This is a genomic window from Sphingobium rhizovicinum (genome assembly GCF_042647625.1).
GTDB lineage: Bacteria > Pseudomonadota > Alphaproteobacteria > Sphingomonadales > Sphingomonadaceae > Sphingobium > Sphingobium rhizovicinum.
The window spans coordinates 3,332,393-3,347,167 of sequence record NZ_JBHRVU010000004.1; the positions used below are offsets into that span (position 1 = coordinate 3,332,393).

Genomic DNA, 14,775 nt, shown 5'->3' on the forward strand with positions numbered 1-14,775 from the left:
GGGCCGGCGCGCTTATTCCAGCGCAGCCCCTGTCTGGACCATGGATAGTTAATGACCGATCAAATGCAGCCGCCCGTCGCCCAACGTCGTCCCCACAGCTTCACGCATCACGGGATCATGGTGGACGATCCCTATGCATGGCTGCGCGATCCGGGCTATCCCGACGTCAAGGACAAGGATGTGCTGGCCTATCTGGAGGCCGAGAATGGCTGGTTCGAGGGTGCGATGGCCCCGCACAAGCCTCTGCTCGACACGCTGTTTCAGGAGATGAAGGGGCGCATCAAGGAAGATGACCAGTCGGTTCCGCAGAAGGATGGCGACTATATCTACTGGCGCGCCTTCGAAACCGGCGCGCAATATCGCAAATGGTATCGCAAGCCCGTGGCGGGCGGTGACGATCAGCTGATTCTGGACGAACCGGCGCTGGCGGAGGGGCATGACTATTTTCGGCTGGGCGCCATGTCGGTCAGCCCGGACGGCCGCTATCTGGCCTATGCCATCGACACCAACGGGTCGGAACGGTTCGAAGCGCGGATCAAGGATCTGTTGAGCGGTGAAATCCTGCCGGAAGTCATCCCCGATACGCTGTCGTCGCTGGTGTGGACCAGCGATTCAAAGGGGCTGCTCTATGGCATCGCCAACGAGAATTGGCGGACCGACAATGCGCGGCTGCACTGGCTGGGCCAGAGTATCGAGAGCGACGTCGAACTGTTCCATGAGGATGACGAGGGGTTCCGCGTCTCCATCGGCCTTACGTCATCGGAAAAATGGATCGTCATCGCGACCGGCGATCATGTCACCAGCGAAGCCTGGCTGGTGCCCGCCGACAACCCCACGGCTGCGCCCTTGCTGGTCGCGGCGCGCAAGCCCGGCCGCGAATATGATGTCGATGAGCATGAGGGCACGCTCTACATCAAGACCAACGACACCCATCCCAATTTCCGGCTGGTGAAGGCGACGCTGGACGCGCCCGACCGTTGGGAGGAAGTGATCGGCGCGGACGCGCATTTCTACCTGACCGATTTCACCCTGTTCAAGACCTTCTACGTCACCGAAGGGCGGCAGGACGGCCTCGACCAGATCGAGTTGCGCGATTACGCCACGCACAGCGCCAAGCGCATTGCCTTCCCCGAAGCCAGTTACTCGGCGTCGCTGGACGACAATCCCGAATATGACGTGACGAAGCTGCGCATCGGCTATGAATCCATGGTCACGCCCGACACCATCTATGACTATCATCTGGAAACGGGTGCGCTGGAGGTGCTGAAGGTCCAGGAAATCCCGTCGGGCTATGACACGGCGGGCTATGCGGCTGATCGGCTGATGATCGCGGCGCGTGACGGCACTGAAATCCCCGTGTCGATCGTCTATCCCAAGGATTTCCCGCGTGACGGCAGCGCGCCGCTGCACCTCTATGGCTATGGCGCCTATGGACTGGCGATGGAGCCGGGCTTTTCGACCAGCCGCCTGTCGCTGCTCGATCGCGGCTTCGCCTTCGCCATCGCCCATATTCGCGGCGGCGATGACCTGGGCCAGCAATGGTATCTGGACGGCAAGCTGGACAAGCGCACCAATACTTTCACCGATTTCGTCGATGTGGCGAAGGGGCTGATCGATCTTGGCTATTCGTCCAAGGGGCGGATCAGCATTTCGGGCGGATCGGCCGGCGGCGAACTGATGGGCGCGGTGATCAACTCCGATCCCGACCTGTGGGGCGCGGTGGTGGCGCATGTGCCGTTCGTCGACGTGCTCAACACCATGCTGGACGAAACGCTGCCGCTGACGCCGGGCGAATGGCCAGAATGGGGCAATCCGATCGAGGATGAGGCTGCGTTCCGCACGATCCAGAGCTATGATCCCTACACCCATGTCAGCGCGCAGGATTATCCGCCGCTGATGGTGACGGCGGGGCTCAACGATCCGCGCGTCACCTATTGGGAGCCGGCAAAGTGGGTGGCGAAACTGCGCGCGACCAAGACCGACAACAATATCCTGCTGCTCAAGACCAATATGGGCGCGGGCCATGGCGGCAAGTCGGGTCGCTTTGAAAGCCTGCACGAGACGGCGGAGGAGTTCGCCTTCATACTCTGGCAGTTGAAGGTGGAAGGCTGATGGCGTCGAGCTTCACCAAGCAGTTCACCGCGCAGGCCCAGCATATCGATGTGCTGGGCCATGTGAACAATGCGGTGTGGGTGCAATGGATGGAGCAATTGTCGGTCGAGCACTGGATGACCGATGCCGATCCCGCCCATGTCGACGCCTATATCTGGGTCGTGACCCGGCATGAGGTCGATTATCGCGGCAATGTGGTGGAAGGCGATGTCGTCAGCGGTCGCACATGGATTCCCGAAGGTCCACGCGGCGCGCGGTTCGACCGCTTCATCGAATTTACCGGACCGGACGGCAAGGTGAAAGTCGCCGCAAAATCGACCTGGGCCATGATCGACAAGGAAAGCGGCCGGTTGATGCGGGTTCCGGCAGAGGTCGCAGCCCCTTTCCTGAACGCCAGATAAAGGAACCGCCAGACAAAGATGCCCGTTTCTACCGCCATCATCAACAAGGATGGAGAGAAACATGAAGAACATCTTTGGAAATGCCATTGGCGGCGTGCTCGCCGCTTCGGCTCTTGCCCTGACCGCCGGCCCGGCATTTGCCGGCGACGAAGAACGCGCCCTTGCCGCGATCGCGCAGGCACAGGGCAAGATCAATGCCGCCCAGCGCCTGCCGGCGAACGGCGCAACGCCCGAACTGCTGGCCAAGGCGCAGGCTTCGCTGCGACTGGCGCAGGAAAGCTACAAGAGCGGCAAGGAGCAGGCCGCGATCAAATCCGCCGTCGAGGCGCAGCAATTTGCCGACACGATGATCGGCGAAAATCAGCAGCAAGCCAATGCCGACGCCCAGATGCAGGCGCAGGCGACGGTGGATGCGCAGGCTGAGGCGAACGCCGCCAACGCGCGCGCCGACGCCGCCGAACAGGCCGCCACATCCGCCGCGATGGACGCGCAGGCCGCCCGCAATGCCGCCGCTGCGGCCGCCGCGCGCCCGGCTACGACAACCGTGACGACCGAAACGGTGAAGACCGCCAGCGCCGCGCGCAGCAGCGCGCCCAAGCGCAAGATCGTCCGCAAGACCACGACCAGCGCGCCGCGCACGGCCTCTGCGGAACAGACGACCACCACGGTCACGACCTCGCAGAATTGACGAAGCCTGGGGCGGGCCGGATGATGGCCCACCCCCCCCTTTCAATGCCTGTTTTCAGTCCCGCTGCTGGCGCGAATATTAAGATTTCGCGGCTAGGGCGGGACGATGCGGTTCCGGTCGGTCCATTATCTGCGCGGCGTGGCGGCCATGATGGTGGCGCTCTATCATCTGTGCAGTACGGGAACGGCGCCTGTCCCCGCCTATGTCGCGACCGGATGGCTGGTCGGCGGGGTCGATATTTTCTTCCTCATTTCCGGCTTTGTCATGGTCGAGGCGACCCGCGGCAAGATTGTGCGCCCCGGCGCCTTTCTGGCGGCGCGAATACGGCGGGTTGCGCCTGCCTATTGGCTGTTCAGCGCGCTGTTGCTGGGCAGCATGCCGGGCCAGACGCTCTACAAGCTGGCGTCCTTCCTGTTCATTCCCCTGCCGCGCGCCGATGGCGTGTCGCATCCGCTGCTGCGGCCGGGCTGGACGCTGAATTATGAAATGGGCTTCTACCTGCTGTTCGCCCTGTCGCTGTTCCTGCCGGTCCGCTGGCGCTTTCCGGCACTGGCGCTGATCCTGACGCTGCTGGGCGTCAGCCATTATGCCGCGCCGCTGCCGGGCCTGCTTTCCTATTATTCGTCGCCCTTCGTCTGGGAGTTCCTGATCGGCATGGGCATTGCCCGCCTTGCACCGCGCGGCCATCCGCTGATGATCCCGGCGGGTCTGCTGTGGATGGCGGCCAGCCATGGATGGATCGCCGATCCCTTTTTCAGCCTGGCCCCCGGCGCGGCGTTGATCGTGATTGGCGCCCTGTCGCTGGAAGGGCGACTGCCCGACATTGCAGTGCTGCGCCGGTTGGGGGACGCATCCTATATGCTCTATCTCAGCCACATGTTCGTTTTTGGCCTGCTGGCGATGCTGCCGCTGCCCATGATGTTCTTGCCGGTCGCTGCCATGATTGCCGCGCCGCTGGTCGCCATATGGCTGCACCGGAGCATCGAACGTCCGTTGATGGGCATGGTCCGGTCCTTGCCCGGCCGGGGGCAGAGAGATGAGTCGGGGCGTGATTCCAAATCCATGCCCCTGCCAACCCACTGACGCCTTCAGATGGGCCGACCGACCACTTCGAATATATCCTCTATGCCGGGTTCGGCGGGCATATCCTCCCGCTCCTGCGCCTGACGCGCCCACATGATGGCGTACAGGCCATCGGCGCGGACCAGATCGGCGTGGCGGCCGCGTTCGACGATCACGCCCTTGTCCAGCACGATGATCTCGTCGGCGTCGACCACGGTCGACAGGCGATGCGCGACCACCAGGGTCGTGCGTTTGCGGCTGATGTCGCGCAGCACGGTCTGGATTTCGGTTTCGGTGCGGCTGTCGAGCGCGCTGGTCGCTTCGTCCAGCACCAGCACCGGCGGGGCTTTGAGCAAGGTGCGGGCGATGGCCACGCGCTGCTTTTCCCCGCCCGATAGCTTGAGGCCGCGTTCGCCGACGCGGGTGTCATAGCCCTTGGGCAGGCCCATGATGAAGTCGTGGATCGACGCCGCCTTTGCCGCCGCCTCTATCTCGGTCTGGGTCGCGCCTTCGCGGCCATAGCCGATATTATAGCCGACCGTGTCGTTGAAAAGGACCATGTCCTGCGGCACGATGCCGATCGCGGCGCGCAGCGATGCTTGCGTCACGGCGGATATGTCCTGCCCGTCGATCGTCACCTGACCGCCCTTTATGTCGTAGAAGCGGAAGAGGATGCGGGCGATGGTGGATTTGCCCGCGCCCGAAGGCCCGACGATGGCGAGCGTCTTGCCGGCCGGCACGGTGAAGCTGACGCCATGCAGGATTTCGCGTTCGGGATCATAGCCGAAGCGCACCGCGTCGAAACGGACTTCGCCGCCCGCGACATGCAGCGCCGGCGCATCGGGCGCGTCGGCGACCTCGGTCCGCGTGTCGATCAGCTTGTACATCGCCTCCATGTCGATGAGGCCCTGACGAATGGTGCGATAGACCATGCCGAGCAGGTCGAGCGGGCGGAAAAGCTGGGACAGAAGGGTGTTGACCAGCACCACGTCGCCGGTGGTGAACTGGCCATGGCTCCAGCCCCAGACGCTGTAGGCCATGGCCCCGGCCATCATCAGATTGGTGATGAGCGACTGGCCGATATTGAGCCAGGCGAGGCTGTTTTCGGACTTTACCGCGGCGCGGGCATAATCGCGCATGGCCGCGCCATAGCGTTTCGCTTCGCGATCCTCCGCGCCGAAATATTTGACCGTTTCGAAATTCAGCAGGCTGTCGACGGCATGGGCGACGGCGCTGGTGTCCATGTCCACCATGTCGCGGCGCAGCTGGTTGCGCCATTCGGTGACGGTGCGGGTGAACCAGATATAGGCGCTGACCATCACCACCGTCGCGGCGACCAGGCCGGGGCCGAACTTCACCAGGAAGATGGCGCAGACCGCCACCAGTTCGAGGATCGTCGGCGCGATGTTGAAGAGGAGGAAATAGAGCATGTTGTCGATGCTCTTGGTGCCGCGCTCGACAATCTTGGTGACGGCCCCGGTGCGCCGGTCGAGGTGGAAGCGCAGCGACAGGCGGTGGAGATGGACGAAGACATCGTCGGCCAGCCGCCGGCTGGCTTCCTGCCCCACCTTTTCGAAGACGGCGTTGCGCAGATTGTCGAAGAAGACGCTGCCGAAGCGCGCGCCGGCATAAGCGACGACCAGCGCCATGGCGAGGCCGGCGGCCGGCTCCATCCCCGGGGCCATCCGGTCCACCGCCGCCTTGTAGGCGAAGGGCATGGCGAGGCTGACCGCCTTGGCCAGCAACACGAAGGCCATGGCGAGCACGACGCGGCGGCGCAGCGCGGGCGCATCGGCAGGCCAGAGATAGGGCAGGAAGCGCCGCAATGTCGCCCAGATGGGCGGCGTGGGGGCAGAGGTGGCGGTATCGGGCGGCATTGGCGTCTATCTAGGCGCTGTGGCGCGATTATCCAATGCCGGGCGGTTGCGGAGCCGGCGGGTGTGCTGCGCTTTCGCTTAACTTCGCATATTTCCCGCCGAACTAGACATAATGTTGCGCGCGGCTGATCCTATCTTATGCCGGGCTGGCTTTTCGCAGGATAGGATCGATGTTCAATGTAGGACAGGCGATCATTCGCCGACCTGCGGGCAGGGCGCGGCGCGGGCCTCCTCCTTGCCGGCGCTGAACCAGCGCGCCTTGTCAGCATCAGCCTCGTCATCGAAATAGCAGATTTCCGCCGCGCCGCTCCTGGGATCGACCAGCGTCACCCATTGATGCGAGCCGCAATTATGCGCCTCGCATGCCCAGGAGGCGACGCGGCCATCGACCATGGCGATCGGGGTCGAGGGGCCGTCGCCTTCCAGCACCCATTTGCGCACATCCTTGTCGCCGACCGCCGCCGTCACCGCCGCGATCACGGCGGGATCGTCATGCCAGCTGCCCCCGCCGACCTTATCGAACGGATAATGGCCGACATAGCGGGCGAAATCGGTCTCGGGGACCGGGGCGGCCGCGTTGGCGGGCGCGGCGGCATTGGCGGTTTCGTTGGTCGCATTCGGGGCGGCTGCATTGTCCGCCTTCTCCCCGCCGGTGCAGGCGGCCAGCGCAAGCGGCGCGAGCAGCATCAGGGCGGAAGGGAGCAGACGGGTCATGGGCGATCCTTGGGGCGGAGGGGATGGTGATCGCCGCCATGGTGCGGCCTCGCGCGCGGCGAGGCAAGAGCCCACGGCGGAAAAGCCGGCGCGGATCGTCTGACAGGGGGATTTCCCCTTATCCCGAAAGGCTTTGCCCCCAATGCGCCTGATGATGCCCGCCGCCCTGCTCCTCTCGCTCGCCCTCCCTGCCGTTGCGCAGGCGCAGGGTGCCGCAAAAGCCGCGGACGGGCCGTTGAAGGTGGAAAATTACTACCGGATCCAATGGGGCGGCATGGGCGAATTTCTGCGCGTCTATCACAAGCAGCATGAGGCGCTGCTGCGCGAGATGATGCGGCAAGGCTATATCAGCGATGTCGTGATGGAAATGCCCTTCACCCATATGGGCGGCAGCACCCGATGGGATGTGCGCACCACCATCACCTATAAACATGGCGCGGACGGGGTGGGCGCTGGCGAAGCCTATAAGGCGGCGATGGCGGCGGCCAAGGCGCGGATGTTCCCAGACAAGGCGGCGTTCGACGCCGAGGAAGCCAGGCGCATGGCGGTGACGCAGGATCATTGGGACGTCGTGCTGGAACCCGCGCCCTGACCGGGCGTCTGAAGAGTCTATATCGAATTGCCCCCTTTCCCTTTGCTGCAACGCGCGGCATGGTGGGGCAGTCGCGGCGCATCGCAGGAGGCAAGGCAGGCGCATGTTGGGATCTTTGTGGAATCGGATTTTCGGGTCGAAGTCTGAGAGCAAGGAACAGGAAGCGCCTTCCCCATGTACAGCGCCGGCCCCTGCCCCCGATACCCGCTATGATCCCGTCGCCGCGCTGCGCGATCTGGTGCGGCGCGACGTGGCAGGCGGCTTTTATGACGACGACGCCATCCTGACCAACGCCAATGAGGTGTTCGAGGAGGAACTGCCCCGGCCGATGTTGCGGGTGGAGGCGTCCGCCGCGTTGCGCGCCGCGCTGGCCGAGCATCGCGCCGCCGAGCGGGACTGGGACGAGATTACCGATTGCGACCGGCTGGACGCCGCCTTCGCCGCGCTGGAGGAAGGCGGCATCATCGCCCGGCAGAATTTCACCTGTTGCGGCACATGCGGCGCATCGGAAATCTGGGACGAGGTGGAGGAGGCGCAGAAGGAAGGCGTCGCCACGCAGGGCTACGCCTTTTTCCACATGCAGGACACCGAATCGGCGATCGAGGGCCATGGGCTGTACCTGAATTATGGCGCGTGCGAGGAAGGCGAAGCCGCCGCCATCGCCGTGGGCCATCGCATCGTCGCCGCGCTGGAGGCGCAGGGGCTGGGCACGGAATGGGACGGCAGCTGGGGCCAGCGGATCAGCGTGGCGATGGTGTGGAAGAAGCGGCGCGGACTGGTGACAATCGCGGGGTGAGCGGGGTCAGAGTTGGGTGCGATTCTGGCGGAACCAGTCGGTCAGTTCTTCTTCGCTGAGGTCGCCGGCGGCCAGTTCCTGGAAAGCGACGACAAGTTCGGCGTCGGTCGCCATCAGATTATAGCCGTTGAGCAGCAGGAAGGTTTCGCTGACCACCGCCGCGATCCGCTTGTTGCCGTCGACAAAGGGATGGTTGCGCGCAAGGCCGTAAGCATAGGCGGCGGCCAGTGCGGCGGCATCCGGCGCGCCATAGTGCGCCAATTGTTGTGGGCGCGCCATCGCGCTTTCGAACAGGCCGCGATCACGCAGGGCATCACCCCCGCCGCCATGTTCGGCAATCTGTTCAGCGTGCGCCGCCTCCGCCACGGCTAACGTGACCCAGACCCATTCTGGCTGCGCCATCTTATTTGGCCAGTTCGCGTAGCGCCCGTTTGCGCCGCGCCATCACCTCCCGCGCGGCGGCCATTTGGGCGTCGAAGTCCGGTTCGGCGGCCGAGAGTTCGATCCCGCGCGGGGTGAGAACTACCGAGAGGCTATCGCCGGCTGCGGCCTGAAGATGCGCCAGCAATTCCTTGGGCAGGATTACTCCGGCGCTGTTGCCGATCTTCGTGATTTTGAGGGGCGTGTTCATACGGGCGTTATAACATGCCGTTGGATTGCCGGCAATTGAGCCACATGGAAAATGGGCTCCGTTGACGTTGGACATTCTTTTGTCCATATTCAAGCCATGCGATCCGTCAGCTATTCCGAAGCGCGCGAGAATCTGAAAGCGATGATCGACAAGGTTGTCGCCGATCGAACGCCGCTCGCCATCACGCGCCAGCGCGGTGAAGGTGCGGTGCTGGTATCCGAGAGCGAATGGGCGTCGATCGAAGAGACGCTATATTTGCTGCGATCGCCCCGTAATGCCGAACGGTTACTGGAAGCCGTGCGTGGATTTGAGGCCGGCGAGGCGAAGGGCCTCGATTTTCCATGAATGTAGCGTTCTGGCCGACGGCGTGGGAAGACTATCGTTACTGGCAGGAACATGATCCCAAGATGCTCGACAAGCTGAATGGCTTGATAGAGGAATGTCGTCGCCATCCGTTCAAAGGCACCGGCAAGCCCGAACCGTTGGGCGGCAACTTGTCAGGCTGGTGGTCACGCCGGATCAATCATGAGCATCGGCTGGTGTATCGGGTAGCAGGAAGCGGCAAGGATCAGACGCTGCAGGTGGCGCAGTGTCGGTATCATTATTGAGACGTGCCCCTCCCTATGCATTTCTATCCTTGCACATTCAAAGCCGGAGATCAGTCAGTGGAGGAAAAGTTTCTGGCAATCGAGCGAACTCGAAAGGCAGGTCCAGATGCTCCATATTCCCAGCTGTTTGATCGAGTAATCCATTTTCATCACAGAAAAGGGCTACCAGCTTGAGGTAACGCCTTAGGAGCATGATCGGTGGAGATGTCTGTCGACTTTCGAACCAAGCAAGCAAGTCACGCTTCCCCTTGCTGCTATTGCAACTGCGACAGGCCCGAACGAGATTATGCTGCGCATGCGAACCGCCCATTGCGCGGGGAATGAGGTGGTCCACTGACAATGATTCGTCCGATCCACAATAGACGCATGTCGGTGCATCCATAAGTTGCAAACGCTCATCATCGAATAGACTGCCGATTTGCATGACGCCATCGCGCAGCCCGGAAAACAACCGGGCGCGAATCATCCAGTCTGTCGTTCCGCGTTTGGTTCGTCCTGCCGCCAATGCCGAATGCACACTGGCAAGGTTGGCGTAACTCCACGCGATCCTATCACCAATCGTGTGGAGTTCCGGCCGACTCATACACTTTCCTCAATCATGCTCCCTGCCGCCAGCGCCCATATAAAGTTCGCTGCCGGTTTGTTTGAAGAGCCTGCTCATTTCTTCCATGCCTTTCAAGGCGGCTGCCTTGCTGGCCTGCGCCACTTCCGCGCCGGTCAGGCCGGCTTCCAGGAAGCCGTCGGCGGGCTGGTTCTTCTTCGCGGCGAAGTCGCGCACCTCTTGGGTGATCTTCATCGAGCAGAATTTGGGGCCGCACATGGAGCAGAAATGGGCGCTCTTGGCGCCTTCGGCCGGCAGGGTCTGGTCATGATACAGTTCCGCCGTGTCAGGATCGAGCGACAGGTTGAACTGGTCGCGCCAGCGAAATTCGAAGCGGGCGCGTGACAACGCATCGTCGCGGAGCTGCGCGGCCGGGTGGCCCTTGGCAAGGTCGGCGGCATGGGCGGCGAGCTTGTAGGTGACGACGCCGACCTTCACATCGTCGCGGTCGGGCAGGCCCAGATGCTCCTTGGGCGTGACGTAGCAGAGCATCGCCGTGCCATACCAGCCGATCTGGGCCGCGCCGATGCCGCTGGTGATATGGTCATAGCCCGGCGCAATGTCGGTGGTGAGTGGCCCGAGCGTATAGAAAGGCGCTTCGCCGCAGACTTGCAGCTGCTTTTCCATATTCTCCTTGATCTTGTGCATGGGCACATGGCCCGGCCCCTCGATCATCACCTGCACATCCTGTTTCCAGGCGCGGTGGGTGAGTTCGCCCAGCGTGTAGAGTTCGCTGAACTGGGCTTCGTCATTGGCGTCGGCGATGGAGCCGGGACGCAGGCCGTCGCCGAGGCTGTAGGCGATGTCATAGGCCTTCATGATCTCCGTGATCTCGTCGAAATGCTCGTAGAGGAAGCTCTCCTTGTGGTGCGCGAGGCACCATTTCGCCATGATCGATCCGCCGCGCGAGACGATGCCGGTGACGCGTTTTGCCGCCATCGGGATATAGGCGAGGCGCACGCCGGCATGGATGGTGAAATAGTCGACGCCCTGTTCGGCCTGTTCGATGAGGGTATCGCGGAAAATATCCCAGGTCAGGTCTTCGGCGATGCCGCCAACCTTTTCGAGCGCCTGATAGATGGGGACGGTGCCGATCGGCACGGGCGCGTTGCGCAGGATCCATTCGCGGGTGTCGTGAATGTTGCGGCCGGTGGACAGGTCCATCACCGTGTCCGCGCCCCAGCGGATCGACCAGACCAGCTTGTCGACTTCGGAGGCGACGTCGGAGGCGACGGCCGAATTGCCGATATTGGCGTTGATCTTCACCAGGAAATTGCGGCCGATCGCCATCGGCTCGGATTCGGGATGGTTGATGTTCGACGGGATGATGGCGCGGCCGCGGGCCACTTCGTCACGGACGAATTCGGGCGTCACATAGTCGGGGATGGAGGCGCCGAAGCTTTCGCCGTCGCGGACATATTCGGCGAGGCGGGCGCGGCCCAGATTCTCGCGTTCCGCCACATATTCCATTTCCGGGGTGATGATGCCGCGGCGGGCATAGTGCATCTGGGAGACGTTCATGCCCGGCTTGGCGCGCAGGGGACGTTTCACCACGTTCGGGAAGGGCTGCACGCCGCCTGACCGATCTGGACCCTTCAGGCCATTATCTTCCGGCTTGATCGCGCGCGCGTCATAGTCCTCCACATCGCCGCGTTCGCGTATCCAGTCGCGACGCAGCTGCTGGAGGCCGGCCATGATGTCGATATGGGCGTCCGGGTCGGTATAAGGACCAGAGGTGTCATAGACGCGCACGGGCGGCTCGCCGCTGCCCGGTTCCAGATGGATTTCGCGCATGGCGACGCGGCGGGGGCCGACATGGATTTTCTTCGATCCACGAATAGGTCCAGTCGTAACGCGCATTTCAGTACGGGCGGGAACGTCTGCCATCTCTTCTCTCTCCTTCAGGCGGAAAGAGAGTGCGGATGGTGTCACGGAACATGTGTCACGACGCGCGTCCCTCCCTCCGCCGGTGTCAACCGGATCAGGTTCAACGGGTCGTGGCCACATAGCCACCTCTCAACCATCTGCGGACGGTCCCCCGGGGTGCGTCCTGCTTAACCGATGCGGCGACAAAGGAAAAGCCCCGACCCGAAACCCGACCTGCCGGGGTTGCGGCGGGGATGGGCGCGCCCTAGCTTTGCCCATGATGATGCAGGGGATCGATCCATCGACCAGAGCCGGGCGCAAGGCGTTGCGGCATGAGATGCGGATGGTGGCGGTGCGGCCGCGCCGTTGGGGATTATGGCTGCTGGCGATCGGCGCGCTGTTGCTGATCGCGCCATCGGCCTTTGGCCTGCATAGCCTGATGGGATGGTCGCCGGTGTGGCTGGGGCTGATCGCCTGCCTTGCCGCCCTGCCCCTGCTGGTCGCCGGGGCGGTGCTGCGGCGGCGTTACCGAAAGGGGCGAATGATGGAATGGGGGATCGGACGGACATGAAGAAAAGGATGATGAGCTTGGTTTCCGCTGCCCTGTTGACCGGCGCCGGTGCGCCGCCCTCCCCCGCCGCTGCACCCGCCGACGATCCGTTCGTCTGGCTGGAAGACTGGACCGGCCCGCGCGCGATGCAATGGGTGGAAGCGGAGAATAAGGCGACGGTCGACGCCTTTCAGAAAGACCCGCGCTATGCGGGCTATTATAAGGACGCGCTGGCCATCGCATCGGCCAAGGACCGGATCGCCATGCCGATGCTGATCCATGGCCGGGTCTATAATTTCTGGCGCGATGCCGATCATCCGCAGGGCATCTGGCGCTATACCTCGCCGGCCGACTATGCGTCCGACGCACCGCATTGGACAACCGTGCTGGATCTGGATGCGCTGTCGAAGGCCGAAGGCAAGAAATGGGTGTGGAAGGGCGCCAATATCCTGGACCCCGAAGAAAGGCTGGCGCTGCTGAACCTGTCCGACGGGGGTGAGGATGCGGTGACGCTGCGCGAGTTCGATCTGGAGACAGGGCAGTTCGTCAAGGGCGGGTTCGACATCCCCAAGTCGAAGCAGAATGAGGGCTGGCTGGACCAGGACAGCATCCTGATCGCGCGCGACTGGGGGGAAGGGAGCATGACCAAGTCGGGCTATCCCTTCGTCGTGAAGATATTAAAGCGAGGCGAACCGCTGGCGGCCGCAAAAGAGATTTATCGCGGCGAGGCGAGCGATCAGGTCGGCACCTTCCCGATGATCCTGTCCGACGGGTCGGGCAACCGGGCCGCCTTCCTCTATCGCGGCGTCACCTTCTTCGGCAACGAAACCTATCTGGTGACGGACGGCGCGGTGAAGAAGCTGCCGCTGCCGACCAGGAGCCAGTTGCAGGGCATGGTCGACGGGCAGGTGCTGATCCAGACCAGCGAGGAATGGAAAAGCGGCGGCGTGACCGTGCCGAGCGGATCGCTGGCCGCCGTGCCTTTGGCCGCGCTGCAATCGGGCGAAGTCCTGAAGCCGCAAATCCTGTTCGCGCCCAATGCGCGCCAGTCGATCGACGGCGTGGCGGCGACCAAGGGCCATGTGATCCTGTCGATCAATGACAATGTGCGCGGGCGGGTGCAGGTGCTGACCCCTGGAACCGCTGGCTGGACCAGCAAGCCGGTGGCGCTGCCCGACAATGCGACCATTTCCATCGCGAGCGCGAGCGACAAGGACGACAAGGCCTATCTGGCGGTCGCGGGCTTCCTGGCGCCGACGACATTGTGGGCGATGGATGCGGCCGATCCGAAGCCGGCGCAGGTGAAGGCAATGCCCGCCCGCTTCGATGCGGCGGGGCTGGTGGTCGACCAGTTTGAGGCGACGTCCACCGACGGCACGAAAATCCCCTATTTCATCGTCCACAAGAAAGGGATGACGCCCGACGGCGGCACGCCGACGATCATGACCGCCTATGGCGGGTTCGAAGTGCCGATGACGCCCAGCTATGCCGCGATCACCGGCAAGCTGTGGCTGGAGCGAGGCAATAGTTTCGTACTGGCCAATATTCGCGGCGGCGGCGAGTTTGGCCCGGCCTGGCATGAGGCGGGACTGAAGACCAAACGCCAGATCATCTATGATGATTTCGCGGCGGTGGCGCAGGATATTTTCGCGCGCAAACTGTCCAGCCCGAAGAAGTTCGGCATTTATGGCGGGTCCAATGGCGGGCTGTTGATGGGGGTGGAGTTCAACCAGCATCCCGACCTGTGGAATGGCGTGGTCATTCAGGTGCCGTTGCTGGACATGATCCGCTATGAACAGATTGCGGCCGGCGCTTCGTGGGTCGATGAATATGGCAGCGTGTCGGTGCCGGCGGAAAAGGCGTTTCTGGAAAAGATTTCGCCCTATGCGAACATTCGCAAGGGGGTGAAATACCCCACGCCCTATATCTGGACCACGACCAAGGATGATCGCGTCGGACCGCAACATGCCCGCAAATTCGCCGCGCGGCTGAAGGACTATGGCATCCCCTATCATTTCTATGAGGATACCGCCGGCGGCCATTCGGGCGACGCCGACATCGAACAGGGCGCGCGGTTGCAGGCGATGCAGATGGTCTATTTCAGCCAGCGGCTGGAGGGGAAATAGCGCTGCTGGAAATCGAACGCTGAACCATGACTATCTCCGTTCCGTTCGAGCCTGTCGAGAACGCACGCACTGACTTCTCGACAGACGGTTCTCGACTTCGCTCGAACCTGCTCGAAGCGAACGGGCGAGATTAAGAGTAAAGCGATAAAAG

16 protein-coding genes and 1 riboswitch are annotated in these 14,775 nt (G+C 63.1%); of the genes, 10 read left to right on the forward strand and 6 right to left on the reverse strand.

Annotation, left to right across the window (positions count from 1 at the left end; genetic code table 11):
- Positions 1-51 precede the first annotated feature (51 nt).
- The 4 genes from ACFOKF_RS17550 (at position 52) to ACFOKF_RS17565 (ending at position 4,284) form a co-directional block, all read left to right on the forward strand.
- Positions 52-2,112: a S9 family peptidase gene (locus tag ACFOKF_RS17550; RefSeq protein ID WP_380797293.1), complete on the forward strand. Its 2,061-nt coding sequence runs from the start codon at positions 52-54 to the stop codon at positions 2,110-2,112.
- Positions 2,112-2,513, forward strand: coding sequence for an acyl-CoA thioesterase (locus ACFOKF_RS17555; RefSeq protein WP_380797294.1), 402 nt, complete (start codon positions 2,112-2,114; stop codon positions 2,511-2,513). Before ACFOKF_RS17550 ends, ACFOKF_RS17555 begins: the two co-directional genes overlap by 1 nt.
- A 61-nt stretch (positions 2,514-2,574) precedes the next feature.
- The gene (locus ACFOKF_RS17560; protein ID WP_380797295.1) at positions 2,575-3,201 is read left to right on the forward strand and encodes a hypothetical protein; all 627 of its coding nucleotides are present in this window, start codon (positions 2,575-2,577) and stop codon (positions 3,199-3,201) included.
- Between the two features lie 105 nt (positions 3,202-3,306).
- The gene (locus tag ACFOKF_RS17565) at positions 3,307-4,284 is read left to right on the forward strand and encodes an acyltransferase family protein (protein ID WP_380797296.1); all 978 of its coding nucleotides are present in this window, start codon (positions 3,307-3,309) and stop codon (positions 4,282-4,284) included.
- 5 nt (positions 4,285-4,289) lie between these two features.
- On the opposite strand, the gene ACFOKF_RS17570 is transcribed toward ACFOKF_RS17565, so the two are convergent.
- Both ACFOKF_RS17570 and ACFOKF_RS17575 read right to left on the reverse strand, forming a co-directional pair.
- Positions 4,290-6,140 (reverse strand): ABCB family ABC transporter ATP-binding protein/permease, encoded by a 1,851-nt coding sequence (locus ACFOKF_RS17570; protein ID WP_380797297.1) that lies wholly within the window; start codon positions 6,138-6,140, stop codon positions 4,290-4,292.
- Positions 6,141-6,332: 192 nt separating this feature from the next.
- Positions 6,333-6,854 carry an Ivy family c-type lysozyme inhibitor gene (locus ACFOKF_RS17575; protein WP_380797298.1) on the reverse strand — a complete coding sequence of 174 codons (522 nt, stop codon included), beginning with the start codon at positions 6,852-6,854 and terminating at the stop codon, positions 6,333-6,335.
- Between the two features lie 142 nt (positions 6,855-6,996).
- Between ACFOKF_RS17575 and ACFOKF_RS17580 the strand changes: the two genes are divergently transcribed.
- Together ACFOKF_RS17580 and ACFOKF_RS17585 are read left to right on the forward strand one after the other, a co-directional pair.
- A complete protein-coding gene (locus ACFOKF_RS17580) occupies positions 6,997-7,446 on the forward strand; it encodes a hypothetical protein (protein WP_380797299.1) in 450 nt (149 codons plus the stop codon).
- Between the two features lie 103 nt (positions 7,447-7,549).
- Positions 7,550-8,242 carry a DUF6891 domain-containing protein gene (locus tag ACFOKF_RS17585; protein ID WP_380797301.1) on the forward strand — a complete coding sequence of 231 codons (693 nt, stop codon included), beginning with the start codon at positions 7,550-7,552 and terminating at the stop codon, positions 8,240-8,242.
- 6 nt (positions 8,243-8,248) lie between these two features.
- On the opposite strand, the gene ACFOKF_RS17590 is transcribed toward ACFOKF_RS17585, so the two are convergent.
- Together ACFOKF_RS17590 and ACFOKF_RS17595 are read right to left on the reverse strand one after the other, a co-directional pair.
- Positions 8,249-8,644: a type II toxin-antitoxin system death-on-curing family toxin gene (locus ACFOKF_RS17590; protein ID WP_380797303.1), complete on the reverse strand. Its 396-nt coding sequence runs from the start codon at positions 8,642-8,644 to the stop codon at positions 8,249-8,251.
- A gap of 1 nt (position 8,645) precedes the next feature.
- Complete coding sequence (locus ACFOKF_RS17595; protein WP_179043835.1) at positions 8,646-8,873, reverse strand: AbrB/MazE/SpoVT family DNA-binding domain-containing protein; 228 nt, start codon at positions 8,871-8,873, stop codon at positions 8,646-8,648.
- Between the two features lie 51 nt (positions 8,874-8,924).
- Here ACFOKF_RS17595 and ACFOKF_RS17600 point away from each other — a divergent pair, with 51 nt between their 5' ends.
- Positions 8,925-9,218, forward strand: a complete 294-nt coding sequence (locus tag ACFOKF_RS17600; RefSeq protein WP_380797305.1) for a type II toxin-antitoxin system Phd/YefM family antitoxin — start codon at positions 8,925-8,927, stop codon at positions 9,216-9,218.
- Positions 9,215-9,481, forward strand: coding sequence for a Txe/YoeB family addiction module toxin (locus ACFOKF_RS17605; protein ID WP_380797306.1), 267 nt, complete (start codon positions 9,215-9,217; stop codon positions 9,479-9,481). The genes ACFOKF_RS17600 and ACFOKF_RS17605 overlap by 4 nt, the downstream gene beginning before the upstream one ends.
- A 37-nt stretch (positions 9,482-9,518) precedes the next feature.
- Here the strand turns inward: ACFOKF_RS17605 and ACFOKF_RS17610 are convergent, their stop codons facing one another.
- On the reverse strand, positions 9,519-10,064 hold the full coding sequence (locus ACFOKF_RS17610) for an HNH endonuclease (protein WP_380797307.1): 546 nt from the start codon (positions 10,062-10,064) through the stop codon (positions 9,519-9,521).
- A gap of 9 nt (positions 10,065-10,073) precedes the next feature.
- Positions 10,074-11,969: a phosphomethylpyrimidine synthase ThiC gene (gene thiC, locus ACFOKF_RS17615; protein ID WP_380797308.1), complete on the reverse strand. Its 1,896-nt coding sequence runs from the start codon at positions 11,967-11,969 to the stop codon at positions 10,074-10,076.
- A gap of 54 nt (positions 11,970-12,023) precedes the next feature.
- Positions 12,024-12,133, reverse strand: a riboswitch (TPP riboswitch).
- Between the two features lie 98 nt (positions 12,134-12,231).
- Here thiC and ACFOKF_RS17620 point away from each other — a divergent pair.
- Positions 12,232-12,519, forward strand: coding sequence for a hypothetical protein (locus tag ACFOKF_RS17620; RefSeq protein ID WP_380797864.1), 288 nt, complete (start codon positions 12,232-12,234; stop codon positions 12,517-12,519).
- A gap of 8 nt (positions 12,520-12,527) precedes the next feature.
- On the forward strand, positions 12,528-14,624 hold the full coding sequence (locus ACFOKF_RS17625) for a prolyl oligopeptidase family serine peptidase (RefSeq protein ID WP_380797310.1): 2,097 nt from the start codon (positions 12,528-12,530) through the stop codon (positions 14,622-14,624).
- Positions 14,625-14,775: the final 151 nt, after the last annotated feature.